We start from the raw sequence: 23,147 nt of genomic DNA on the forward strand, positions 1-23,147 counted from the left end.
GAAACCTCGACATCTGATCAGTCTCGCAGGACGAGCGCTCCATATTTGTCAGACATGCCCTAGATGTACACCTGCCGCCCTGAGCGCGGGTAGGACCGTCGCGCCGTCGCAGCGCTTGAAGGCCTTGTTCCGACCAAGAAGGTCCAGAAGGTCCCCGTGATACTCGTGGCCGACTCCGGCCACCATGGCCGCGAAGTTCGTGTTGTCGATCGCCGAAAAGAACCGCGCCACCGCACTACAGATTTGGGGAATCCGCTCCTTGGCTTGGTTGCGTTCCTCTTCGGTGAATGCGTTCGGGAGGAGCCCATGTTCGAGGTACTGCTGCACGTTATGAAGCTCAATGATGTCCGCTATGTTCGTCGGGACATTCGCAGGGTCGAACCGATCAACCAGTTCGGCCACACGCTCGGCGTACCAGCCTGCCGCCAAGTCATGGACCCCGAAGAACCGGACCCGTCGCGCGGCCACATCCTCATCGCTCACCTGCTGACCTCACTCCTCGCCTTACGCAATCTGTAACAACGACATCTTGACGCACCGGTACGACAGAAGAGGGTCCACGAGAGGGCTAGCCTCCTCGCAGGGAGCGCTCGGGCGTGGTCCTGTAGCTCTGACGCAGATAGTTCTGGAGCGGCTGAGGCAGGGAACTCGCCGTTCAACGGCCGATGGGTTGGCTCCGCAGCGCAGCACGTGCACTGGACAGGACCAGATCCACATGGGTTCGCACACCCCAAGCGGAAGAATCTCCGCGTCTGCACGTACAAGTCCCCTCTCTCGCTTTGCGTCATTCTGGGCTACTAGAGACTTCCCACAGGATCGGTGTCTGGCCAGACTCGGTCCAGGTGCCCGGCGGGACGCTCTCTTTTGGGCTGCCCACTCGCTAGCGGGTGTGGCTCACTTTCGGTCTGCATCCCGTCGAGCGCCGCGACGAGGCGTGGCTCAAGAAGGGACTGCCCTGCTCGTAGTAGCACTGCCCACCTCGCCATCCACATCCGGTACGAGCACAGGCGGGAGCAGCGCATGGAACAGGTCATGATCGGAGTCGATCCCCACAAGCTGTCGGCCACAATCGAGGTTGTCGACAGTAACGAGAGGCTGCTCGGTTCGGGTAGGTTCACCACCGACCAGGCCGGCTACACCGCTATGCGTACGTATGTGAAGAACTGGCCGAACCGGGTCTGGGCTGTCGAGGGTGCCAACGGCGCCGGGCGACCCTTCGCACAGCGGCTCCTAGAAGCCGGCCAGAACGTCGTTGATGTCCCGGCCAAGCTTGCCGCCCGGGTCCGGTTGTTCGACACCGGCCACAACCGCAAGACCGATGCGGTCGACGCGCACTCGATCGCGATCGTCGCGGTCCGCACTCACGGCCTGCGCGTGTTGAGCATCGATGGTGGACTCGAAGCGCTGCGGATGCTCACCGACCGCCGCGAAGCGCTCACCCGGCGCCGAGTCCAGACCGTGAACCGGCTCCAAGCACTTCTGGCCGAGCTGCTCCCCGGACAGGGCAAGCGTGACATCACCACCGGGCAGGCCAAGGCGATGCTCACCGCCGTGCGCCCCCGAGACATTGCCGGGAAGACTCGCCGCCGTATCGCCGCGGAAGAACTCGCTGAGCTGATCTCGATCGAAACCAAGACCAAGAAGGCGACCGCGGAGCTTAAAGCCATGGTCCTTGCCCGCGATTCGAGGCTGATGAACCTCGCCGGCATCGGACCAGTCGTAGCGGCCCGAATCCTCGCCGACGTCGGCGACGTCACCCGCTTCGTTGACCGGAACCGCTTCACGTCCTGGACCGGCACCGCACCCCTGGACGCCTCCTCCGGTGAGCACAACCGCCACCGGCTCTCGCGGGCAGGGAACCGGCGGATGAACCACATGATCCACATCGCCGCGGTCACCCAAATCCGCCTCGACACCGACGGCCGGACCTACTACCGACGCAAACGCGCCGAGGGCAAGAAGCCGATGGAAGCCATGCGGTGTTTGAAGCGGCGAATCTCCGATGCCGTCTACCGGCAGCTCGTCGTCGATGCACAGCGGGCCGCCCTCACCTGCCCGCCCGAGGCGGCTGACGCGAGCCCGGGAGGGCACTGCGGGGCGTCTCAAGAATCCAGCGCGGTCGACCTTCCCCCGCCCATCGACACTTCGGATCAGCCACTTCCCGGACCCGCAACACCGACGCTACGCCCGCCGCACAAAAACGGGAAGACCACGACGAGGTCAGCGCTCAGGGCGGCCCCTTGACAACAGAAGGGAGCCGATGTGACGTACGTGGTGGCGCCACGTTGGCACCACCGTGTGGGCTGGTCGAACTCCCGGCTTCACCGGTCTTCGCTGTTGCGTGCCTCATTGACGAAGTCGTGGATGTCGCGGTGATCGTAGAGGACGCGTCGGCCAATTTTGAATGAGCGTGGTCCTTTACCGATGTGGCGCCAGTACCGGATAGTTTCAACCGGTGTCCGTAGTAGTTCGGCTACCTCGGCGGTGGTTAGGTACGCGTGCCTCTCGCCGTCCGTGGCGGGATGCACTTCCTGTTCGATCGGCACCGCGACGGCAGTCTTCTCGACGCTGGTCATGGGGTTTACCTCTATGGCTTGCTCGTTACACGGGTTGGCCTTGTAGAGACGAGGTGCGCAACGCCGACCAGAACTGCGGCGCCGTCGATTCGACGGAGCCGTCATCCTTGCTGTCGAGCCGGTGCCGCCATAATGGCGGGTCCGTGTAACCTGCGCTGATGCAGCCCTGCGGGGAACCTGACTTCGACGGTCATCTGGTCTAAACGCTCCCACGAGCCCGCTTCCAAGAATTACATGTTACTGGATATTACGGACGTTGTCATGACTGTCGGTCGTGCCCGTGTTCCCGTGTCAATATCCGTCGCCCGCCATGGCCACTCCCACGTCAGCCCTGATGCCGGTGCGCCCTGTGTTGGCGCCGCCGTCAGCCGGCCGTGCTCGCTGTTCCTGCCGGATGCCCCCGTCGTAGCGATCTTTAGACGCGTCTTGCAGATCGAGGACCGCTGGGTTGTAGCGCGCACCTGTCCGGCATGGAAGCGGTGCGAGGCGGGGCGATGCGGTGACGGTGTCGATGCGGGTGATGTCGGCTGGCGCTGGGTATGCCTACTTGCTCAAGTCCGTCGCCGCGGGTGACGGTGACCGGAAGCTGAGGACGCCGTTGAACCGGTACTACGGGGAGAAGGGCACGCCGCCGGGGCGTTGGCTCGGGTCAGGGATGGCTGATCTGGGCGATGGTCGTCTAGCTCCTGGCGATGTGGTGGGTGAGGAGCAGTTGCGTCTGCTGCTGGGCGAGGGCCGTGATCCTGTGACCAGTGGAGCGTTGGGCCGCGCGTACCCGCAGTACGCGGCAGCAAGTGGACATGCCCCCTCCCAAACAGCCCAGCCCGCCGACGGGTCGTCGGCACGTGAGCGTGCCGGCCCGCCCAGGTCGAGTGGCGGCGACGAAGTCGGGCATAGTCGGCGGCGTGCGGTGGTCGGCTATGACTTCACGTTCTCGGTTCCGAAGAGCGTGAGCGTGCTCTGGGCGCTGGCGGACGCGGACACGCAGAAGGTGATCGCGGCGGAGCACCATGCCGCCATCAATGACGTTATGGCGCTGGTCGAGCGTGACATCGCGGCGACGCGGGCCGGTCATGCCGGGCCGGATGGTGCGGTGGCGCAGATGGACGTCACTGGTGTGATCGCCACGGCCTAGGATCATTTCGACTCGCGCAGCGGTGATCCGCAGCTGCACACGCACGTGGTGATCTCGAACAAGGTACGCACTGTGCGCGACGGCGTGTGGCGCTCGCTGGACGGGCGACCATTGCACGCATCCGTTGTCGCGCTCTCCGAGCACTACCGCGCGGTCCTGGCGGATCGGTTGACGCGTGCGCTCGGCGTGCAATGGGTGCAACGCCAGCGCGGGCCCGGATCGCAACCCCGCCTGGGACATCGCGGGCGTGCCGGATGAGCTGATGAGGGAGTTCTCCACTCGCTCGACGCAGATCGGGCAGGCCAAGGACGATCTCATTGCGCGGTATGTCGCGGCGCATGGCCGACAACCGAGCGCTGAGACGGTGATCCGGCTACGTGCGCAAGCAACACTGGCGACGCGGCCGGAGAAGACCGTGTGTTCGCTGGCCGAGCTCACCGACGAGTGGCGACGCCGAGCCGGGACGGTGCTGGGTGAGGATGCGACAGCGTGGACGCGTCGCATCGTCGCATCGCGACACCCCTCGGCGACAGTGCTGCGCGAGCGCGACGTCGCACCGGGCGATGTTGCGACACTCGCCGACGCCGTCGTGCCGGCCGTTGGGGAGAAGCGGTCGACGTGGCGACGGTGGAACCTGCACGCCGAGGCCTCCCGGCAGATGATGGGCATCCGGTTCGCCTCGACAGCGGATCGAGACGCGACGATCACCCGGGTGGTCGACGCCGCCGAGCGGCGTTCGCTGCAGCTGACCCCACCCGAGACCGCCGCAACGCCGGAGGAGTTTCGCCGTGCCGACGGCAGCTCGGTGTTCCGGCCCAGGCCTGGCTCGGTGTTCACCTCGGCCGAGCTGCTCGACGCCGAGGATCGCCTGCTCGCGCACGCCCGCACCTCGACCGCGCCAGTCATCGACGAGGAAGCGGCCGCTGTCCTGCTGCGCCGTGGTCGGGGTCGGCGGCTGGCGGGTGACCAGCGGCGCGCCGTCGCCCGGGTGGTCGCGTCCGGGCGGGTCGTGGATGTGCTGGTCGGTCCGGCAGGGGCGGGGAAGACCAGCACGATGACCGCGCTACGCACAATGTGGGAACAGGTCCACGGCCACGGGACGGTCGTCGGGCTGGCTCCATCGGCAGCCGCCGCGCAGGTTCTCGCCGAGGATTTGAGCATCGCGTGTGAGAACACCGCGAAATGGCTGCACGAACACCGCCACGGGCGCGCCACGCTGTGTTGCAACCAGCTCGTCATCGTCGACGAGGCATCGCTGGCCGGCACGTTCACGCTGGATGCGATCGCTACTCATGCCGCCGATGCCGGAGCGAAGATCCTGCTGGTGGGTGACTGGGCGCAGCTCGGCGCGGTCGGGGCCGGCGGCGCCTTCGCCCTGCTCGCCCGCGACCGTGATGACATCGCCGAGCTGAGCGAGGTGCGACGATTCCGCCACGGCTGGGAGAAACACGCCTCGCTACGGCTGCGCTCGGGCGACCCGGACGTGATCGACACCTACCAGGCCCACGGCCGCATCATCGACACCAGTACCGACCATGCGCTAGATGCCGCATACGCGGCCTGGCGCGCCGACGTCGCGGCCGGTAAGGCGAGCATCATGGTCACCGACACCCACGAGACCGTGGCCGCGTTGAACACCCGCGCCCGCTCCGACCGCATCGCGGCCGGGCAGGTGAAGTCGGGTAGTGATGTGGCGTTGCACGACGGCACCAGAGCTGGCGTCGGCGACCACGTGATCACACGCAGAAACGAGCGCCGCCTCACCACCGGTACGCGGTGGGTGAAGAACGGCGACCGATGGTCCGTGACCGCCGCTCACGCCGACGGCTCGCTCACGGTTCGCCGGGCCGGACGTCGATACGGCGCCACCATCACGCTGCCCGCCGCGTACGTGTCCGAACAGGTCGAGTTGGCCTATGCCATCACCGCTCACCGCGCGCAGGGAGCCACCGTGGACACCGCCCACACCATCGTGACCTCGGCATCCACGACCCGCGAGGCGCTGTATGTCGGGATGACCCGCGGACGCGACCGCAATACCGTCTACGTCGCCACCGACCAGCCCGAACTCGAAGCCCACCTCACAATCCCGGACAGCACGCTTACCGCCCGTCACGTGCTGCACGCGGTCCTCCAGAACGTCGGCGCGGAGGCGTCCGCGCACGAGACCATCACCGCCGAGCAGGACCGCTACACGAGTATCGCGCAGCTGGCCGCCGAATACGACACCATCGCCGCAGCCGCCCAACGTGAACACTGGATCGCCCAGCTCACTCACGCGGGCTTTACCTCCGTCCAGGCCGAGACCCTGTACCGATCACCGGCTCTCGGCCCGCTCACAGCCGCTCTGCGGCGTGCCGAGGCCCACAACATCGACCTCGACCGCGCGCTCCCGCAGCTGGTCAGCCAGCACAGCCTCGCCGACGCCCACGACGTCGCCGCCGTGCTGCACAAGCGGCTCACCACCGCGCTCGTACGCCACCAGCCACGCACGGATGGCCACGCTCGCGCGAGTTTCGTCGCCGGGCTCATCCCGCGAGCCACCGGAGCGATGACCGACGAGATGCGCACCGCGCTACGCGAACGCGAACACCTCATCGAACAACGCGCCCGTTCCCTTGCCGAGAACGCCATCCGTCGCCGCGAACCCTGGACACGCCACCTCGGCCCGCCCCCGCGCGGCGGCCAGCAGCGCAGCGTGTGGCTGGAAGCCGTCACAACGATCGCGGCCTACCGAGACCGACACGCATTCACCGGACCACGTCCCCTCGGCTCGACCGGAACCGGCGACGACCGGCACATCGACACCGTATACGCGCGAGCAGCACTCGACGATGCACGCCGACTCGCCAGCACCCATGAACCGATATCTCCCGTTCCGATTGCCCGGCCGCAGCCTGACCGAGTAGTCGGGCCAAGCCTGTGATCAAGGCGCGGCGCTTCGCGGACCGCCGGCACCCGCATTGGAAGCACTCGGAAGCGTCTTGTGGTCATCGGCATTCGTTGTGGGGCAGACTAGAGCCATGAGCCAGGCCACGAGATGGTTCGCGCGGCCATACGTTGCCGCGGAATCGCTGGATGAGCTGCGCGGGCCGACGCGTGGCACGCTCACCCTGCCTCGCCGTTTGGACTGGGGACCACGGCGTCCGTTCGATCTCAACAACGACCGCCATCTGGTGATCATGTACGAGACTGTGCTGAACGAGGCACGTCAGATCGAAGACGTCCGGCAGTACATCAACAAGCAGATCCTGGTGCGCCTCTGGGACCGCCTGACGCTTCCGCCGGACGTTCGCCGTCTGTGGGAAGAACGTATCCCTGAGCTGCGCAAGCGCTCCGCCGCATAACGGACGCGTTCCATCGCAGGCTGATCGAGATCGGTCTGAACGCCGCCGCCCAACATGGCTTTGCCCTGGCCGGCGGATACGCCGTGCAAGCGCATGACGTCGTCGATCGGGTCAGCGAAGACGTCGATCTCTTCGCTCCATACGAGCGCCGCGCAGAGATGAACGAGGCGGCCGAGCACACGATCCAGGCGTATCGTGCTGCCGGATTTGCAGTGGCGACGGAGGTCAGCACCGATACGTACGTCAGGATGTGGGTATCGGACCCGGCAACGAATCCTACGGGCGATCAGGAGTACGCGACCAAGGTGGAGCTTGTTGCCACACCGTTGGCTCATGCGCCCGTGCAGTTGAGTATCGGCCCGGTTCTTCACCGCGACGACATCGCCGCTGGGAAGATGGGCGCGCTCTACACGCGGGCTGCAGCTCGCGACTACATCGACGTTGCATCGTTGCTGATCGGCAGGCACTATACCCGAGAAGAGCTGATCGATCTCGCCACCGCTGACGACGCCGGCTTCGACAAGACGTGCTTCGCCCAGATGCTGGCACGCATCACACGCTTCGACGACGAAGACTTCCTCCGGTACCAGATCACACCCGAATACTTGCGCGACGTACGGATTCAGATCGCGGCATGGCACCGAGAGCTGGTGGACGGCAATCGCGACCCTCGGGGTCCCACGCGGCAGGTACGGCGCGACGTCGCACCAGCGCCCAGCCAACTGAACACCCACCGCCGTCCATGCCCGGGCCGAGCCTGGCTTGATGCGAGCACGCCAGCAGATCGTAATCGGCTTCAGCGCGCCCTGCCTTCAACGATCTGCTGGACCCTGTTGCGATGCAAACCGAGCGCCTGCCCGATCTTGCTGTAAGAGTCTCAGCGTTCACGTAGCTGGAGCACGGCCTCGCGGCGCAACCGGAGAAGCTCGTCCTGGAGGCCAACGACGTCGCTGAGCATCTTTGCGATCTCAACAGCGCGCTCCAGCGGGTCCTCAACTGCCTTGACACGTTCGAGGTCGGACTCCGGATTCTCCACGCGGCGAGCCTAATCTCCGGAAAAACAAGAAGGACGGCTCCTGAGGAACCGTCCTTGACCTGCGGTGATGCTGGCGGTCCTGACGGGACTTGAACCCGCGACCTCCGCCTTGACAGGGCGGCGAGCACTCCTCACTGCTCCACAGGACCTTGCATAATCGACCTGCCTCAGTATGCCACAGAGGCAGGTCCATTGTATCCCCAACGGGATTCGAACCCGCGTTGCCGCCTTGAAAGGGCGGAGTCCTAGGCCGCTAGACGATGGGGACTCAACCTTGACGGTTTGGCTCTCGGCTCGTTGCCGTCGGAGACCAGGAAATCATAGGACGAGGGTGCTCCGTTCTCCAAATCAGGTGCTGGGAAGGGACGGGCCTATCCTCGGCCATGATCACGAATGCGGGACCTACTGGAGAACTAGCGACCCGCCCCGGCGCCGAGACCGTAGGCCTCCTCTTCTCCTTCGATCTCCTCGGGTTCGTCGCCGTTGTCGGAGTCGTCACTCGCGGCGTCTTCGCTTTCCTCCGCGTGGTGGCGCTCGATCTGTGCCGAGCTGAGTCCCAGCCCGCCGAGTGTGATGTCGTCCCAGGCCACGAGCCTGCTCGTCTCCGGATCGAGATAGAGCACGCTCAGCATGATCGGAGTTGGCTCCTCCCCGTCGAGCGCGCGTAGTCCCGCTCCGCCCGTGGAGCCTTGCATCATCACCCGAGTACCGCCTTCGAGGAGGTACGTGTTCCGCCGGTGCCCGTGGCCGGAGAGCACCAACGGCGCGGCTCCGTCGAGGTGCTCGGCGTGGGACGGATCGTGGAAGACGAGAATGTCTGCGGGTGGGTCGAGAGCACGACCAAGTTCACCGATCTCTATCGATCCGTTGAGGATCTCCTCGTCGGACGTTCCCCGGGTGGTCCGGTCGGGGGTGAAGCGGGGGTCAGGGCCACCGAAGAACCGAATACCTTTGACTTCGACGGGCTCCTTGTCCAGGATGACGGAGTTGGGCTGAGCTTCGACGGCTGCGACCGTGGCCACCGAGTCATGGTTGCCCTTGACGAAGACGTAGGGGCGGTCGAGCGTGCCGATCGGCCGGACATAGTTGCTTTCGAGCGGGGTGCCGTGGTCGGCGATGTCGCCGGAATCGACGATGACGTCGACGTCGTATTGCGTGGCCACCGCGTCGATGATCTCCCAAGCGGCTGGGTTGAGATGGAGATCGGAGACGTGGAGCACCCGAGTCAGGTCGTCGTCAGGGCTGAAGGTCGGCAGCGACAGCGTGGTGTTGTACAGGGCGCCGACGTTGGTGACGATCCCCGCGAGCTGTTCGGCATACGCGTCGAAGTTGGTGGCGATCTCCTCGGCCTCGCCGACGAGCTGCGGTGCGGCCTCGAACAGGCCGGTATACGTCGGGCTGCGGACGGCTTCGGCATCGTAGGTCAGCGCCGCCGAACCGTACGAGCCAGCGATGCCGACGAGGGCCAGGCCGGCGGCCAGAAACGTGTACCGTACCGAACGCAGCACCAGTGCCGCGCCGATCGCGGCGCCGAGCACAGCCACGATGGCGCCGCGCACCCCGGCTGCGACGATGACGTCTTGCAGGTCCGAAACGATGCGATCGTCCAGCTCGGTGAGCATCGTCGGGTTGTCGGCGATCTGGTTGAGGCCTTCTTCCTCGACCGAGCGAACGTTGACCTGAAGCGAGACCGGCGCGGTGTGGGAGTCGACGAGGAGTGTGCCGATCGGGTCCACCTGCACGATCGACTGCCCTCCCCAGGACGGCCGCACGGAGGCGTCGACCACGAGCGGCCCGGCGACCTCCCGCGTCGTGCCGGCGACCAGCAGCGCGACCCAGGCACCGAGAAGCGCGAGGATGACGGTGGCCACGACGGGAACGAAACGCTGGAGGGCGGGGGGCAGAGATGGGCGCCGGACGTGCGGCCAGAACCTGGACCATGTGGCGCGCCAGCCTCGGGCGGCACCTGTCGGGAGATCGTCCCGCGTCTCGTCTTCAGTGGACACTCCCACGGTAACGTTGGTAGCACAGATCGTGCCCATTCTCATATCCGCGCAGTTCACTATCTGAAGATCAGGTCGTGCGCTTCACGAGGAGGGCTAGCCAACGTTGAGAGCGGAAGCGTGCTGGAACTGACGGAGACGGAGTTCGAGGAGCTGGTGGCCGACGCGCTGGACCAGATCCCGCCCGAACTCGCCGACATGATCGACAACGTGGTGATTCTCGTTGAGGACGAGCCACCAGCGGATGCTCCGGAACTGCTCGGGCTGTACGAGGGAACGCCGCTGACCGAGCGCGGTGACTACAGCGGTGTGCTGCCAGACACGGTGCGCCTCTTCCGGCTGCCGATCGTGCGGCTTTGTGAGACGCGCGAGGAGGTGGTCGACGAGGTTTTGGTCACCGTCGTCCACGAGATCGCGCATCATTTCGGCATCGACGACGATCGGCTACACGAACTCGGCTGGGCATGACCTGACCTGGATGGCTCGGGCCGGTCGCATGCAGAGCCAGGTCTTCGACACTGGCGGAAGTTGAGGAAAGGACGCCGGACCGGGAACGCCTCTCGGCGCAACGGCCGCTCGTAGCGGCGAAAAAGTGGGACCCGGGGTTACCGCGGTCCGACGCCCAGCGAGGGCCCGAAGGCTGTCGCCAACCATGACGGTACCCGATGAGGGGTGAGAACGAAAAATCAGTGCAGCTCGCCCTTGCGCCACAGGCCGGCGGCCTGTTCGAGTTCGTCGGCCATCCTGAGGTTGCCGCGAGCCAGCCTGATCTGCCGATCGCTCTCGTCGGGCGGGGTGTCGTCGGCGACGTGCGCCCGGCCGACAGCGACGACGCGGCAGAAGGCCGCGGCGCGTTCCAGGGCAATCGCGAAGTCGCTGTCGAAGGCGCGGGTGAGGATCGCGTTGCCGAGTTCGGCCACTTCGTCCGGGCCCGGCGGCTGTCGCAGACCCGCGACGGCCGTCGACACTTCGGCCGTGCGCTCACCGGCGGTGAACAGGCGGGAGGCTTCCGCGCCGTTGCGCTGCAGCCAGCTCCGGAGCAGGTACAGCGACCACAACGTCCCCGGCAGCGTGCCGGGGCCCGACTCGCGCCACAGTTCGGCGAGCTCGTCGAGGCCGACCTCGTCGGCGAGGTGCACGAGCCGCTCGGTGGTATCCGGGTTCTGGTCGTCGCCGTGTCCCGCCTTCAGCACGGCCGCGGCCGTGGCATGTGCCAGGGCGATCCGATCGGCCGGATCCGGATCGCCGGGAAAGTCAGGCAGGTCGGCCCGAAGTGCAGGCCGGCGTGGCGGACGCTCGTCGCGGGACATCACAGCGTGAGCGTCTCGCCTGGGCTGAGTATCCGCAGCTCGGTATGCTTGGGACCGAGCCGTTCGAAGTGCCCGTAGTACAGCTCCGGCTTGGCCAGGATCGCCTGGTGGATCGGGATGGCGATCGACGGGTTGACCTCGCGGAGGAAGTCGACCGCTTCAGAGAGCTTCTGCCACGGTGCGGCCGTGGGCAGGCCGAGGACCTCGATGTCGGCATCCGGGGGATGGAACGAGTCGCCGGGGTGGAAGAACCGGCCGCCGATCAGGTAGCCGACGTTCGCGACGACGGGAATGTCGGGATGGATGATGGCGTGCTGTTCACCGTAGACGTGGACGCTGAGACCGAGATCCAGTTTGTCTCCAGATCGCACGATCGATGCTTCGACACCTGCGTCCCCGAGTAGCCCGGCGGTCCCGGGGTCGGTGTATACCGACACGCCGGGATTCCGCTCGATCAGCTGAGGCAGGCGTTCGAGATCGACGTGGTCGGGGTGTTGATGGGTGACGAGCACAGCACGCACGCCGGTGAGCGTCTCGAAGCCGGGGGTGAAACTGCCGGGGTCGATCAGGATTCGCGTATCGCCATCCTCGACCAACATGCACGAATGGTCGAACTTCGTCAGCTTCATCCTGTCGAGGATATCCAGCTGCACGGATCTCTGCCGATGGGTGGCAGCAGGTTGTCGCGAGGTCTCACGTGCGGCCGCCGCCTGGTTGCCACAGCACGTCGCCGTCGTGCCGATTGGCGTACCTGGAGAGGACGAACAACAGGTCTGACAGCCGGTTGAGGTATGTCGCTGTCAGCGGATTGACGCCACCGTCGGTTCCGTCGCCGTAGGACTCGAGTGCTTGCCAGGCGGAACGCTCGGCCCGGCGTACCGTCGTGGTCGCGACATGCAGGTGTGCCGCGGTGAGGCTGCCGCCGGGCAGGACGAACGAACGCAGCTTCGGCAGGTCGGCGTTGTAGGTGTCGCAATGCTGTTCGAGCTCGTCGATCCACTCGGCCTGCACGCGTAGCGGCGGATGTTCGTAGCTCGGCTGGAGCGGCACGCACAGATCGGCGCCGACGTCGAACATGTCGTTCTGGACCCGGGTCAGAATCTCCAGTACGTCGTCGCCGAGATCACCGCCTCCGGAGCCGGACCGCTCGGTGGCGATGACGACCCCGATGGTGGCGTTGGCCTCGTTGACGTCGGCATATGCCACGAGCCGGGGATCCGTCTTCGTCGTACGGGTGAAGTCTCCGAGCGCCGTGGTGCCGTCGTCGCCGGTGCGGGTGTAGATCTTCGTCAGGTTGACCACACCACCTACCCTATGGCGATCCCGGGATGCCCGCCGAAGCCGTGGCCCGGGTGGTACGCTCGCGAGCCGTGAAGGATCCCGGCCGGGGCATGGCGCGCGTGGTTCGCGGCTTGATCCTGGCCACGACGTGCCTGGGTATGTCGCTGGCGGCACACGTAGCCGCTGGCGGTGTCGTACACCTTTCCGTAGATGTCGTCGCCGGTGGGCTGGCGCTGTCGGCGATGTGCGTGGCTGCCGCAGACACGCGCCGCTCGTTCGGTGGCATTCTCGGTGTCGTCGTGCTCTCACAGCTCGTCTTGCACCTGTTCGCCGGGGCCGGTGGTCACCATGGTGAGGTGTCTAGCTATGGCTGGACACCGACGATGCTCGCGTCTCACGTGATCGCGGCGGTCGTGCTGAGCGCGCTGCTCGCGCATGGCGAGCGGCTCGTCTGGGCGTTGTGGGGCCTGACGAGACTGCTGCCCCGCGTTCCACCGGTTCAGGACGTCTCGCCACCTGCTGGCCCCGCTCCCTCTGTTCTCCAGAGTTACCGGCCGATCTGCCGTAACCTGCGTGATCTCTGTCTGAGTGGACCGGGTACTCGAGCTCCTCCCGCTGGCCTCCCCAACGTCCGATGATCATGAACTCAAGCCGCTCACATAGAACGGTTTGTGTTCATGATCACGGGTGCTTTGGGGGTGCGTCGTGCATCGATACCAGCGTTGAAGGAGTAAACCCATGCCGTTGTCTCGTCATGTTCAGAACCGCCAGCATCGCAAGCACCGCCGACACCGGACACGCGCCGTGGTACGCGCCGCCGCCTCCGTGGCGGGCGCCGCCACACTCGTGACCGTCGGGGCGACACTCGCCTCCGCGCATGTCACCGTGTCACCAGAGGAAACGACGGCCGGTTCGTACGAACTGCTCACCTTCTCCGTGCCGCACGGGTGCGAGGGCTCTCCCACCACCGAGGTGGCCATCGACATTCCGGAGGAGGTCAAGTCCGTGACGCCGAGCGTGAATCCGAACTGGGACGTCGAGGTACTCGACGCTGACGGCGAACCGGTCGAGGGTGGTCCGGTGGATCGTGTCGTCTACACGGCCCGGACTCCACTGCCCGGCGATCTCCGCGACGCGTTCGAAATTTCGGCGCTCATGCCGGAGGAACCCGTCGACGCGCTCGCCTTCCCCGTCCTGCAGGACTGCGAAGAGGGCGAGACCGCCTGGGATCAGATCGCTGACGAGGGCGAGGATCCGCACGAGCTGGATGCGCCGGCCCCGGTGGTCGAGGTGATCGAATCTGCTGACGGGCAGAGCCATGGCGGGCAGAGCGACGATGCGGACGTCGAGGGTGATGCTGCTGCCGACGGTGAGGGTCCGGCGGACGACGACGCGGCTGCGCTCTCCGACGACGACTCGGGAGTGACGGCTGTCAATGCCGCGGCGCTGGGCCTCGGCATCCTCGGAACCCTTCTCGGCGGCGGCGCGCTCGTGTATGCGCGTCGACGTGCGGGCATACAGTCCTGACTCGTCGGCTGACTTCGATGCCGAGACGTGCAACTATTCGCCGATCTGGTGGCTTTTTCGCACGTTTCGGCATCGAAGTCGCCATTGCAGACCGACGTCAGGATCCCGGGACCGCGTCGTCGCCCTCACGCGTGTTCTTCACTCGGCGCCGTATCTCGGCGCCGGGCCAGCGGGTTCCAGACCTCACCGGCCGCCGCGATGACGGGGCGTTCCGGATCGTCGGCGTAGCCGCGCTCGAACAGCCGCAGCCGGTTGAGGCAGAGCTTGGGGAACGTCGGCGTTTCCAGATCGAACAGCGCGAACCGATCGGACAGCTCGGCGCCGAAGCGCTGCTGGTAAGCGGCCAGCTCGGCGCGGGCCGACGCCCAGAAGTTGCCCTCCGGCAGCCCCAGGGCGTCGTCCATGATCTCGGCGAGGTACCGGTAGACGCAGATCAACAGCCCGTTCTGCAGGTACTTCACCAGGGTCTTCGCTTCGATCGTCACGTCTTCCAGGGCGTCGTGCACGTGTGCGTCGATCCCATCGTGCTCGGGTAGCCGCTCGGAGCAGATCGCGAGATCGTCCACGAAGTCCTTGACGACGAGCCGCACCGGCACCCCGTCCCGGTGCACGAGCATGCAGTTCTGCCCGTGTGGTGAGAACATCACGCCGTACTGGTAGAGCATGTGCAGCAGTGGCGGGAGCACGATGCCGTGCAGCCGGCTGGCCCACTCGTTTGCTTGCAGGCCGCTACGCCGGATCAGCTCCTGCACGAACGGTTTGCCCTCGGGATCGACGTGCAGCAAGGCGGCCAGCGATACCGCCTGCTCGCCAGCACGCACGTACGGGTCCACCGGTTCGCGCCAGATCGCGCCCAGCATCTCGGTGTGCTGGTAGGGCACGTCCGGCACGGCCTCGTACGTGGGATGGGCCACGCTGACCGATGCCACCTCGCCCAGCAACACGATCCCGGTTTCCTGCAGGAATCCATCGGTGGCGACCACCTGCGCCAGCCACTCGGTCAGCGCGGGAGCGGCCAGCGCGCGCTCGCGCGGCAGTCCCCGGTAGACCGACGTGTTCAGTACGGACAGCGGCAGCTTGAGGTAGCGCCGCTCGGGGTGTTCCACATCTGTCAGGGTGCGGATGGCCAGCTGGGGACGGTAGCGGGCACCGCTCTCACCGAGCGGGACCAGGGATCGCCGGGCCAGCTCTCCGGCGTGCAGCGCCAGGATGCGGTGACTCCACTGCCACGGATGTACGGGCAGGTAAACACACGTGTCCGGGTCGAGCCCGGCCTGTGCGGCGCGCTCGCGCATCCGGGCGAACTCGTGCTCTCCGACCTGCTCACGCACGACGCCCTGATGGTCGAGCCCGGCAGCGTTCCGGACATCGGCGATCTGTGGATCCGCCGCCAGCCAGAGCAGGGTGACGTCCGTGCCGGCTTCTGGCCCGTATGACAGCACGTCGTCGGCGCCGAAGCCGATCCGTCCCTTGTTGGCGATGATCCAGGGATGTCCGCGCAGCTCGGACTCCACGAACACCGGTGGCAGGTCCAGCAGTTTCGCCGCCGCCTGCCCGCGCGCGAGCTGCCACGCGTCGGACATCAGTGTCGCGGCCAGCTCGGCGACGACGCCGGCGACGGTGGATGCTCCGACTCCGTGCCGGGCCAGGATGCGCGCGACGAGATCGGCGGCGTCGGGAACGTCCTGCGGAGTACGCCCTGCGCCCGTCGTGGCATCCGAGCCGGTTCCGCTCGGCGTCCATGCCAGCGACCCCGGCCATACGCGCCACCAGCCCAGCGTCCGGTATGTTGCTCGCCCGGTCAGGGTGCCGCCCGGAAGCTCGACGGCGAGCTGACCGGCATCGTCGATGTCGGGCGTGATGACCTCTTCGTACATGAGCTCGGTGAGCGCCTTGGCGACGAGCTCGCGGTTGGCGCGTGTCCAGGTCGTGGAGTCGAGCCAGCCGGAGATGTCTCGCGCAGGGTCGTCCATGGTTCCTCCGTAAGTTGTTGGGCGGCCCGGGAGGGCCGGATGTGGCTGATGGTTCGAGGCGGGGAGGCACGGCCCCGGCCCGTGCCGTCAGTGGCGCGTCTCGTCATCGAGTGCGGCCGTTCCGAAGCGCTGGAAAACCGTGCGCTCGGGCACGTGGTAGATCTCGCGTCCGGCGAGGGCGTTTACGATGACGGAGTTGCGGTAGGCACCGAGGCCGAGGTCCGGCGTGCCGACGCCGTGGGTGTGCAGCTCGGCGTTCTGGGTGAACAGCGACGACGGGTGCGGCGGCTGGCCGTCGAGGCGTAGCCGGTAGTCCCGGCTCACGTCGGGCCGTCCGTACTCGTCCCGCTGGATCAGGCCATCCGGTACGGGTAGCGGCGCGGGCCGGTACCCCGTGGCGAAGATCACCACGTCGGTGTCCCGCGCCACGGTGCGGTCTTCGTCGACGTGGTGCCAGGTCAGCCGCCATTGCCGTCCCGGTGTCGGCGACGGCTGCACGTCCTGCAGCTCGCACCCGGCGACGTACGTGACGGGCGGGTCGGGCCGGTCGATCGTCGCCGTGTACAGCAGGTCGTAGATGCGCTCGCTGGTCTGTTCGGACAGGCCCTTGTAAAGCAGGTCCTGTCCGGCACGCACGCGGTCGCGGGTCGAGGCTGGCAGGGAGTGGAAGTACGTCGTGTATTCGGGGGAGAAGTGTTCCAGTCCCAGCTTCGAGTACTCCATGGGAAAGAATCCGGAGCTTCGCGTGAACCAGTCGAGCCGCTGCCCGGTGTGGATGCCGGTTTCCAGGAGGTCGGCCACGATCTCTCCGGCGCTCTGTCCCGATCCGACGACGGTGACCGCCTCGGCCTCGATGGCCTTGCCGCGCATCGTGAGGTAGTCGGCGGCATGGAAGAGGTCGTCGCCGAGCAGGTCCTGGCCCACCGGCGGAACGTAGGGGCGGCTGCCGACTCCGAAGACGACCGAACGGGCACGGTACGTGTGGGCACCGTGAGCGGAGCGCACCCGTACGGTCCACGCTCCGGAGCCGTCCGGCGTCACGCTCTCCACCCGGTGCCCGAACCGGCACGTCGGGAGGCCGTGCGCCACCCAGCGGGCGTAGGCGTCGTACTCCTGGCGCGGGACGTGGAAGCGCTCGTAGAAGTAGAACCGGTAAAGCCGGTCGTGTTCGTGCAGGTAGTTGAGGAACGAGTACCGGCTGGTCGGATCGGCCAGCGTGACGAGATCGGCCAGGAACGGCACCTGGAGCGTGGTGCCGGTCAGCATGAGACCGGGATGCCACGCGAAGTCCGGCTCGGCCTCGAAGAAGATCGCGGAGACGTCCTCCACCGGTTCGAGCAGGGCGGCGAGCCCCAAGTTGAACGGGCCAAGCCCGACGCCGACGACGTCGACGTTGGCCGTGCCGTCCGACTTGTTGGCCAGATCCGTACGGGTCACGCGTACCGGCCCCTCCTCGGTGTCACGCATCGGTGTTCACCCCCTGACCGTTCCACTGGCCGTGCGCGTTACCGATCACGGCGGTGCCGGCCGGGAAGAGTTCTGCGTATGCCTGCCGGGAGCAGCTCATGAGCAGGGCGCGCTTGTCCGGAAGGCCGATCTCGGCCATGGCTTCGAACCCGAGGCGGCGGCAGAAAGCGTGCATCCGCGCGTTGCGCACGTCGGGCTCGCAGACCACCCGGTCTCCGCGCGTGAACAGGTAGGCGAGAAAGGCGTGCCCGAGCAGCCGGGCCAGTCCGGAACCGAGCACGTCTTCCGGGCCGATGAGCAGGTGCCACCCGACGTCGCCCGGGCGTGCCGCGTAGTACGACGCGAGATCGTCCTCCACGGCGCGGTAGGTCTCGACGTAGCCGAACGGGCGGCCGTCGGCGTAGACGATCCAGGGCTGCAGGTGTGTGAGCCCCGTCAGATAGGCACGGATCTCGTCGAGCGAACGGTCGAGTTGCCACCAGGGCGCGACGTGTGCACGGTTCATCCAGTCGTGGACGAGCTCGCCGTGTTCGTCGGCGCGGGCTGGAAGGGCAGCCAGCGTCACGGCCGAGCCGGCAACGGTGGCCGTCCACGGCGCCGGCCCGGTGCGTACTGCCGGGTCGTCATGCGCCGGGACGCGGGGAAGGGGAGCGGACGGATCGGCAGGGGTGTGCGTCGTCATGGGCTCTCCCTCAACGGATTGGGAAGCGTCACGTAGACGGACTGCTGGGATATGTCGCCGACCAGCTCGTCCATGCCGTTCACCCGGGTGAGCAGGTTGGCCTTGCAGGGCCACTGCGCATCGTCGAGTAGCCGGTCCAGCAGCGTCGCCGGGTACCGTCCACCACGTTTGCGTTCCCCGATCAGCAGATCTCGCAGGTCGGCCAGCAGGACCTCCTCGCCGACGCGAGGACCGAGAGCGTTGATCACGCCCAGTGCCGCGTTGACGAACATGTAATAGGCCAGCCGCTCGTCGGCGAGCGACTCGGGAAAGATCGACTCCGTGGCCTCGCCCAGGCCGGGAAGCAGCCGGGTGACGTCGTCGTGAGCCGCCTCGCGGTGGAAGTAGCCCTGGCTGTCGCGATAGACCCCGTGCACCGGCCAGCCACGATCGAGCTCGACGAGCGTGTTCTGCTGGTGCGCCTCGACGCACAGCCCGGCATCGAGGTAGAGCCGGATCAGGGAACGGATGACGACGTCGCCATAGCGAGCGAACCACTCGCGTGCTACGTCGCTCGCGCTGCGCCGCTCGCGTCGCGCGATCGCGTCGACGATGGCGATCAGACGGCTGTCGCCACCGGCGGGATGATCCTGGCACAGCGTGGTCAGCGCGCTGACGTCGCCGGGACCGTCGCGTGTCCACCGGTTCTCTCGCAACAGCACGGAGAATCCGTCCTGGACGTCCCCGCCGGACGTGACGGTCAGATACGCGGGATCCTGCAGCAGGGTGAAGTGCGGTGCGAGGGCGGCCACCTGCTCGCCGAGTGAGGTGCGTGCCAGCATCGCCGATTCGACCGCGCGGTCCAGCTCCTTCGGCAGGGTCACCCGCATCGAGTTGGTGACGCGCACGTGCAGCGAGAACTTCAGCTGCCAGGCCGCGTCCGGCCGGTAGACCGTGCGTACCGACGTGGTCGGAAGGTAGGGCGAACCGAAGGTGCCGAGATCGACGACGGCTTCGGTCGCGAACAGGTGCGCCGTGGCCGGATCGGCGGCGAGCCGGTCGGCCTCGAAGGGATGCGCCGGGAGGATGATCCGCTCGCCGACGGCTCCGGTCATGGCGTCGAGGGCGGCCACGTCGGTCGACGGATCGGTACGCAGGAGCTGCTTGGCCAGTTCGGGAGCGGGGGTGCCAGTGGCGCTGGCATGCCGGACGAGATCGGGTTCGACGGCGAGCCAACGCAACGGGAACCGTCCCGCGAGCTCCGGCGAGTAGAGCTGGCGCTGCGTCTCGGTCATCTCACCACGACTCTTGGGCGTCGGGTGGCACATGTGCCCGAGCAACAGCGCCTGCTCGCTGGCGCCGAAGGGGAGCGGGTCGGCGCTCCACAGCCGGTCGATCTCGCCGGCGCGGGCGTGCAGGTGCCCGGAGATGGCGGCCGAACTGTCGAGGATCCGGCGCAGCAAGGCGTTGCCCCCATCAGGCTCGTCGGCGCTGTCAGGCTCGCCGCCCCCGTCAGCGCTGTCGCTCCCGCCGGCCCCGTCGCTCCCGGAAACCGTGCCGTCGAGCTCGTCTGCCAGCAGCGTGGCGAGCGTGGCCAGGGTGACTGGCCGGGCCTGCTGGCCGGCCACGATGAGCCACGCCGGTAGGGCGAGCTCGTGCCGGAACGTGGCCGAGACCCGCGACACCGGCGCCTCGATGTGCGCGTTCCAGCGGGGCAGGGGAACGGTGAGAACGGTGCCCTCATCGGGCCGGGTTTCTAGCGACCAGCGCGGTGTTTCACGTATCCAGCAGTTGAGCAGGGCGCGGATGCTGGCGTGCTCGGCAGCGTGTCTCATCCGGCGACCTCCTCGTGTTCGGCGAGCTGGCTGCTGCGTCCCGCCGCGGCCACGGTGTCGAGCAGGGCGGCGATGTCGGCAGTGGTTGCCAGTGGATTGACCAGCGTGAGTTTGAGAGCGACCCGGCCGCGCCACCGGGTTCGGCCGATCACCGCGCGCCCGCGCGCGAGGAGGTCACGCTGTACGCGGGTGTTGAGGGCGTCCACGTGCTCGTCGTCGCTGGCGTCCTGGATGTGCCCGCCGTCGAGGGAGGCCGTACTTGCGGGCCGGCAGCGGAACAGCACCGTCACCGTCTGGGGCGCGGCGACGAGCTCCAGATCCGGGTGGGTGTCGACGAGCGTGCCTGCCTGCGTGGCCAGATCGACGAGGTGGTCGACGTAGCCTCCGAGCGTGCGCCGTCCCGTGGCGCGGACCGACACGAGCACCTTGAGCGCGTCGAATCTCCGGGACGTGTCCAGCGAGCGTTCCACGAGGTTGAGCACGTCACCGTCGTCGTGCCGGTTGAGGTAGTCGGCGGGCTCGCGCACGCCGCGCAGGCTGGCGGCATCGCGCACGAGCAGCGCGCTGGCGCCGATCGGCTGCCACCACAGCTTGTGCAGATCGGCGGTGATGGAGTCGGCCCGCTCGATGCCTCGCAGCCGGGAACGTTGCCGGTCGCTGAGGGCGAGTCCGGCACCGACGGCAGCATCGACGTGGAACCAGGCCCCGTGAGCCGTGGTGCGGTCAGCGAGCTCGTCGAGCGGGTCGATCGCGCCGGAGTCGGTGGTTCCCGCCGTCCCGACGACGGCGATCGCCGATTGCCCGGCGTCGGTGAGCCGCCGCCAGGCATCGTCGAGAGCGTCGATATCCATCGCGCCGGTGGGGCCGGTGGCCACGGGCACGACGGCGTCGCGGCCCAGCCCGAGAACTGCCGTGGCCTGGCGCACGCTGGCGTGTGCCCCGTCGGAGGCGAGGACGCGCCAGGCTCCGGCGTTTTCCGGCAGGCCGCGGGAGCTGACGCCGACGGCGCTTCCCGCCGCTTCCCGGTGGGCGTGTTCGCGCGCCAGCAGCAGCCCGAGGAGGTTGGACGATGTGCCGCCGGCGGTCAGCACGCCGCTCGGTTCCGGCGACGATCCGGCCAGGCCCAGCAGGCGGGCGAGCGAGTGGACGAGATGGTCCTCGGCGAATGTCGCGGCTGGAGCCTGGTCGTAGGAGTCCATCGACTGGTTCGACACACCGATGGCGAGTTCGGTGGCCGCGGCCGGAATCAGCACGGGCGGGTGCAGGTGCGCTGCGCACCACGGGTCGGCGAGCCGCACTCCGTGGGCCAGCAGCACCTCGCCCACGTCGGCGAGCACGTCGGCGAGCGGGGCGCCGTCCTCGGGGATCGGGTCGATTGCGGTTACCCGCGCGCGTAGCTCGTCCGGGCTCCGTGCGGGACATGGCCGGCGCCCCTCGTGTGTGGCGAGCGTGTCGAGCATCAGGGCGACGGCTTCGCTCAGCGCGGCGTTGGCTGCGGCGCTGCCGTCGAGGAAATCGGCCGTCGCGCGGGCGTGCGCGGTTGCCTCGTTCGCTGCCGTCATGCCGTGCCGCCTTTCGGTACGGCAGCGAGTGCGGCCACGAACGTGTCGACGACGCGGTCGATCTCCTCGTCGCTGATTACGAGCGGGGGAAGGAACCGCACGACGGCATCGCGTGTCCCGCCCGCCTCGGTGATCACGCCGCGGCGGAGCATCTCGCTCTGCACGGCGGCGGCGAGATCGCCATCGGGTACGGGAACGCCGTCCTCGGTCACCTCCGGGTCGACCAGCTCGACACCCACCATCAGGCCGCGACCGCGCACGTCGCCGACACGCGGATCGTCGGCGGCAGCGCGCAGGCCCGCGGTCAACCGCTCGCCGAGTTCGGCCGCCCGTTGGTGCAGGCCGCCCTGCACCACCTCGCGGATCGTGGCTGCACCGGCGGCGAGCGCGAGTGTCGAGCCGCGGAACGTGCCGGCGTGTGCGCCGGGCTGCCACGCGTCCAGGGCACCACGGTGAACGATCACCGCGAGCGGCATGCCACCGCCCACGGCCTTGGACAGGACGAGGATGTCCGGATCGAGCCCGATCGGTTCGCTCGCCCACAGCGTGCCCGTGCGCCCGAGACCGGTCTGCACTTCGTCCGCGACGAGCACCGTGCCGGCCTGCCGGCAGTGGGCTCGCAGGGCGGTGGCGAACGACGCGGGCATGGGATGTACCCCGCCTTCGCCCTGGACCGGTTCGGCCACGGCGGCGGCCGGCGCGGCGATGCCGCTGTAGTCGTCGTGCAGGGCCCAGGCGACGAGGCGTGCGGCCAGATCGGCATCGGTGGCGGCATCGACCGGTCCGAACGGTGAGCGATACGGCCTCGGGAACGGCAGGTGATGAACTTCCGGTAGCAGGGCTCCGAGGGGCTCCTTGGCGGATCGGCGGCCGGTGAGTGCCAGCGTGGCCTGAGTCATGCCGTGGTACCCGCCTCCGAAGGCGACGACTCCGCTGCGCCCGGTGGCGGTGCGGGCGAGTTTGACGGCGGCTTCGACGGCATCGGCGCCGCTGGGGCCGCAGAACAGGACCCGCCCCTCGGCGCGTAGGGGCGCGGGCAACACGCTGAACAGTTGCTCGATGAACCGTTCCCGCACGGGTGTGGCGAGGTCGAGGGTGGAGAGGGGCGAGCCGCTGTCGAGGGCGGCACGTATGGCTTCGTCCACGGCAGGGTGATGGTGGCCGAGGGCGAGCGCACCGGCTCCGGCCAGGCAGTCGATGTATTCGTCTCCCCCGGTGTCGCGGACGCGTGCGCCGCGGCCCCACGTAAGGGTGATCGGTAATCGGGCGGGGTAGGAGCGTGCCGACGACTCCCGGGTGGGCGCGTCGGGTGCTAGTGGATCGTGCGTGGGCAGGTTCTCTGCGGCCGGAGTTCCGGTCGGCGCGAGTGCTTCGAGCTGTGTCACGGGCTTCCTTCGTGATACTGGGAATAGGTGCTGACTTTGATTAGGCATG

At 67.7% G+C, this 23,147-nt stretch carries 20 protein-coding genes, 2 tRNA genes and 1 pseudogene; 8 read left to right on the plus strand and 15 right to left on the minus strand.

Going from position 1 to position 23,147, the window contains the following annotated elements; all coding sequences use genetic code 11:
• Positions 1–48: 48 nt before the first annotated feature.
• Positions 49–483: a hypothetical protein gene (locus DPM12_RS11240; protein WP_112258424.1), complete on the minus strand. Its 435-nt coding sequence runs from the start codon at positions 481–483 to the stop codon at positions 49–51.
• Positions 484–1,020: 537 nt separating this feature from the next.
• On the opposite strand from DPM12_RS11240, the gene DPM12_RS11245 reads away from it, so the two are divergent.
• Entirely contained in the window at positions 1,021–2,244 is a 1,224-nt protein-coding gene (locus DPM12_RS11245; protein ID WP_211658810.1) for an IS110 family RNA-guided transposase, read from the plus strand.
• A 77-nt stretch (positions 2,245–2,321) separates the two neighbouring features.
• Here the strand turns inward: DPM12_RS11245 and DPM12_RS11250 are convergent, their stop codons facing one another.
• Entirely contained in the window at positions 2,322–2,576 is a 255-nt protein-coding gene (locus DPM12_RS11250) for a helix-turn-helix domain-containing protein (RefSeq protein WP_112258425.1), read from the minus strand.
• A 520-nt stretch (positions 2,577–3,096) separates the two neighbouring features.
• Between DPM12_RS11250 and mobF the strand changes: the two are divergent.
• The 4 genes and pseudogenes from mobF (at position 3,097) to DPM12_RS11265 (ending at position 7,930) form a co-directional block, all read left to right on the plus strand.
• Positions 3,097–3,969: pseudogene (gene mobF, locus DPM12_RS23885) on the plus strand (MobF family relaxase).
• 4 nt (positions 3,970–3,973) lie between these two features.
• On the plus strand, positions 3,974–6,637 hold the full coding sequence (locus tag DPM12_RS11255) for an AAA family ATPase (protein WP_281269653.1): 2,664 nt from the start codon (positions 3,974–3,976) through the stop codon (positions 6,635–6,637).
• 97 nt (positions 6,638–6,734) lie between these two features.
• On the plus strand, positions 6,735–7,058 hold the full coding sequence (locus DPM12_RS11260) for a hypothetical protein (RefSeq protein ID WP_112258426.1): 324 nt from the start codon (positions 6,735–6,737) through the stop codon (positions 7,056–7,058).
• Between the two features lie 35 nt (positions 7,059–7,093).
• On the plus strand, positions 7,094–7,930 hold the full coding sequence (locus tag DPM12_RS11265) for a nucleotidyl transferase AbiEii/AbiGii toxin family protein (RefSeq protein WP_281269654.1): 837 nt from the start codon (positions 7,094–7,096) through the stop codon (positions 7,928–7,930).
• 5 nt (positions 7,931–7,935) lie between these two features.
• Here the strand turns inward: DPM12_RS11265 and DPM12_RS23200 are convergent, their stop codons facing one another.
• From DPM12_RS23200 to DPM12_RS11280, 4 genes are all read right to left on the minus strand, one after another.
• The gene (locus DPM12_RS23200) at positions 7,936–8,094 is read right to left on the minus strand and encodes a hypothetical protein (RefSeq protein WP_158542859.1); all 159 of its coding nucleotides are present in this window, start codon (positions 8,092–8,094) and stop codon (positions 7,936–7,938) included.
• Between the two features lie 71 nt (positions 8,095–8,165).
• Positions 8,166–8,243, minus strand: a tRNA-Asp gene (locus tag DPM12_RS11270).
• Between the two features lie 46 nt (positions 8,244–8,289).
• Positions 8,290–8,362: transfer RNA gene (locus DPM12_RS11275), tRNA-Glu, on the minus strand.
• Positions 8,363–8,507: 145 nt separating this feature from the next.
• The gene (locus DPM12_RS11280) at positions 8,508–9,965 is read right to left on the minus strand and encodes a metallophosphoesterase family protein (protein ID WP_123788582.1); all 1,458 of its coding nucleotides are present in this window, start codon (positions 9,963–9,965) and stop codon (positions 8,508–8,510) included.
• Between the two features lie 252 nt (positions 9,966–10,217).
• Here DPM12_RS11280 and DPM12_RS11285 point away from each other — a divergent pair, with 252 nt between their 5' ends.
• Positions 10,218–10,565, plus strand: a complete 348-nt coding sequence (locus DPM12_RS11285) for a metallopeptidase family protein (RefSeq protein WP_211658828.1) — start codon at positions 10,218–10,220, stop codon at positions 10,563–10,565.
• A gap of 218 nt (positions 10,566–10,783) precedes the next feature.
• On the opposite strand, the gene DPM12_RS11290 is transcribed toward DPM12_RS11285, so the two are convergent.
• The 3 genes from DPM12_RS11290 to DPM12_RS11300 form a co-directional block, all read right to left on the minus strand.
• Positions 10,784–11,410, minus strand: a complete 627-nt coding sequence (locus DPM12_RS11290; RefSeq protein ID WP_123788581.1) for a hypothetical protein — start codon at positions 11,408–11,410, stop codon at positions 10,784–10,786.
• The gene (locus tag DPM12_RS11295) at positions 11,407–12,036 is read right to left on the minus strand and encodes an MBL fold metallo-hydrolase (protein ID WP_112258430.1); all 630 of its coding nucleotides are present in this window, start codon (positions 12,034–12,036) and stop codon (positions 11,407–11,409) included. The genes DPM12_RS11290 and DPM12_RS11295 overlap by 4 nt, the downstream gene beginning before the upstream one ends.
• A 64-nt stretch (positions 12,037–12,100) precedes the next feature.
• Positions 12,101–12,709, minus strand: coding sequence for a cob(I)yrinic acid a,c-diamide adenosyltransferase (locus DPM12_RS11300; RefSeq protein ID WP_112258431.1), 609 nt, complete (start codon positions 12,707–12,709; stop codon positions 12,101–12,103).
• Positions 12,710–12,777: 68 nt separating this feature from the next.
• Between DPM12_RS11300 and DPM12_RS11305 the strand changes: the two genes are divergently transcribed.
• Positions 12,778–13,326 (plus strand): hypothetical protein, encoded by a 549-nt coding sequence (locus tag DPM12_RS11305; RefSeq protein WP_123788580.1) that lies wholly within the window; start codon positions 12,778–12,780, stop codon positions 13,324–13,326.
• A 100-nt stretch (positions 13,327–13,426) separates the two neighbouring features.
• Positions 13,427–14,215: a YcnI family copper-binding membrane protein gene (locus DPM12_RS11310; RefSeq protein WP_112258433.1), complete on the plus strand. Its 789-nt coding sequence runs from the start codon at positions 13,427–13,429 to the stop codon at positions 14,213–14,215.
• Positions 14,216–14,340: 125 nt separating this feature from the next.
• On the opposite strand, the gene DPM12_RS11315 is transcribed toward DPM12_RS11310, so the two are convergent.
• From DPM12_RS11315 to DPM12_RS11340, 6 genes are all read right to left on the minus strand, one after another.
• Positions 14,341–16,188, minus strand: coding sequence for an IucA/IucC family protein (locus DPM12_RS11315; RefSeq protein WP_112258434.1), 1,848 nt, complete (start codon positions 16,186–16,188; stop codon positions 14,341–14,343).
• Positions 16,189–16,275: 87 nt separating this feature from the next.
• Complete coding sequence (locus tag DPM12_RS11320; RefSeq protein WP_112258435.1) at positions 16,276–17,655, minus strand: lysine N(6)-hydroxylase/L-ornithine N(5)-oxygenase family protein; 1,380 nt, start codon at positions 17,653–17,655, stop codon at positions 16,276–16,278.
• Positions 17,648–18,337 carry a GNAT family N-acetyltransferase gene (locus DPM12_RS11325; protein ID WP_112258436.1) on the minus strand — a complete coding sequence of 230 codons (690 nt, stop codon included), beginning with the start codon at positions 18,335–18,337 and terminating at the stop codon, positions 17,648–17,650. The genes DPM12_RS11320 and DPM12_RS11325 overlap by 8 nt, the downstream gene beginning before the upstream one ends.
• A complete protein-coding gene (locus DPM12_RS11330; protein ID WP_112258437.1) occupies positions 18,334–20,151 on the minus strand; it encodes an IucA/IucC family protein in 1,818 nt (605 codons plus the stop codon). Before DPM12_RS11330 ends, DPM12_RS11325 begins: the two co-directional genes overlap by 4 nt.
• Entirely contained in the window at positions 20,148–21,713 is a 1,566-nt protein-coding gene (locus DPM12_RS11335) for a pyridoxal phosphate-dependent decarboxylase family protein (protein WP_112258438.1), read from the minus strand. The genes DPM12_RS11330 and DPM12_RS11335 overlap by 4 nt, the downstream gene beginning before the upstream one ends.
• The gene (locus DPM12_RS11340; protein WP_158542860.1) at positions 21,710–23,098 is read right to left on the minus strand and encodes a diaminobutyrate--2-oxoglutarate transaminase family protein; all 1,389 of its coding nucleotides are present in this window, start codon (positions 23,096–23,098) and stop codon (positions 21,710–21,712) included. Before DPM12_RS11340 ends, DPM12_RS11335 begins: the two co-directional genes overlap by 4 nt.
• Positions 23,099–23,147: the final 49 nt, after the last annotated feature.

Source organism: Phytoactinopolyspora halophila (assembly GCF_003287285.1).
In the GTDB taxonomy this organism is placed as follows: Bacteria; Actinomycetota; Actinomycetes; order Jiangellales; family Jiangellaceae; genus Phytoactinopolyspora_A; species Phytoactinopolyspora_A halophila.

Excerpts from the sequence above, each read along its gene's own strand:
- DPM12_RS11330 (WP_112258437.1), bottom strand. The coding sequence starts at position 20,151 with ATGAGACACGCTGCCGAGCACGCCAGCATCCGCGCCCTGCTCAACTGC.
- DPM12_RS11320 (WP_112258435.1), bottom strand. The coding sequence starts at position 17,655 with ATGCGTGACACCGAGGAGGGGCCGGTACGCGTGACCCGTACGGATCTG.
- DPM12_RS11325 (WP_112258436.1), bottom strand. The coding sequence starts at position 18,337 with ATGACGACGCACACCCCTGCCGATCCGTCCGCTCCCCTTCCCCGCGTC.
- DPM12_RS11295 (WP_112258430.1), bottom strand. The coding sequence starts at position 12,036 with ATGAAGCTGACGAAGTTCGACCATTCGTGCATGTTGGTCGAGGATGGC.
- DPM12_RS11310 (WP_112258433.1), top strand. The coding sequence starts at position 13,427 with ATGCCGTTGTCTCGTCATGTTCAGAACCGCCAGCATCGCAAGCACCGC.
- DPM12_RS11250 (WP_112258425.1), bottom strand. The coding sequence starts at position 2,576 with ATGACCAGCGTCGAGAAGACTGCCGTCGCGGTGCCGATCGAACAGGAA.
- DPM12_RS11260 (WP_112258426.1), top strand. The coding sequence starts at position 6,735 with ATGAGCCAGGCCACGAGATGGTTCGCGCGGCCATACGTTGCCGCGGAA.
- DPM12_RS11245 (WP_211658810.1), top strand. The coding sequence starts at position 1,021 with ATGGAACAGGTCATGATCGGAGTCGATCCCCACAAGCTGTCGGCCACA.
- DPM12_RS11315 (WP_112258434.1), bottom strand. The coding sequence starts at position 16,188 with ATGGACGACCCTGCGCGAGACATCTCCGGCTGGCTCGACTCCACGACC.
- DPM12_RS11255 (WP_281269653.1), top strand. The coding sequence starts at position 3,974 with ATGAGGGAGTTCTCCACTCGCTCGACGCAGATCGGGCAGGCCAAGGAC.
- DPM12_RS11335 (WP_112258438.1), bottom strand. The coding sequence starts at position 21,713 with ATGACGGCAGCGAACGAGGCAACCGCGCACGCCCGCGCGACGGCCGAT.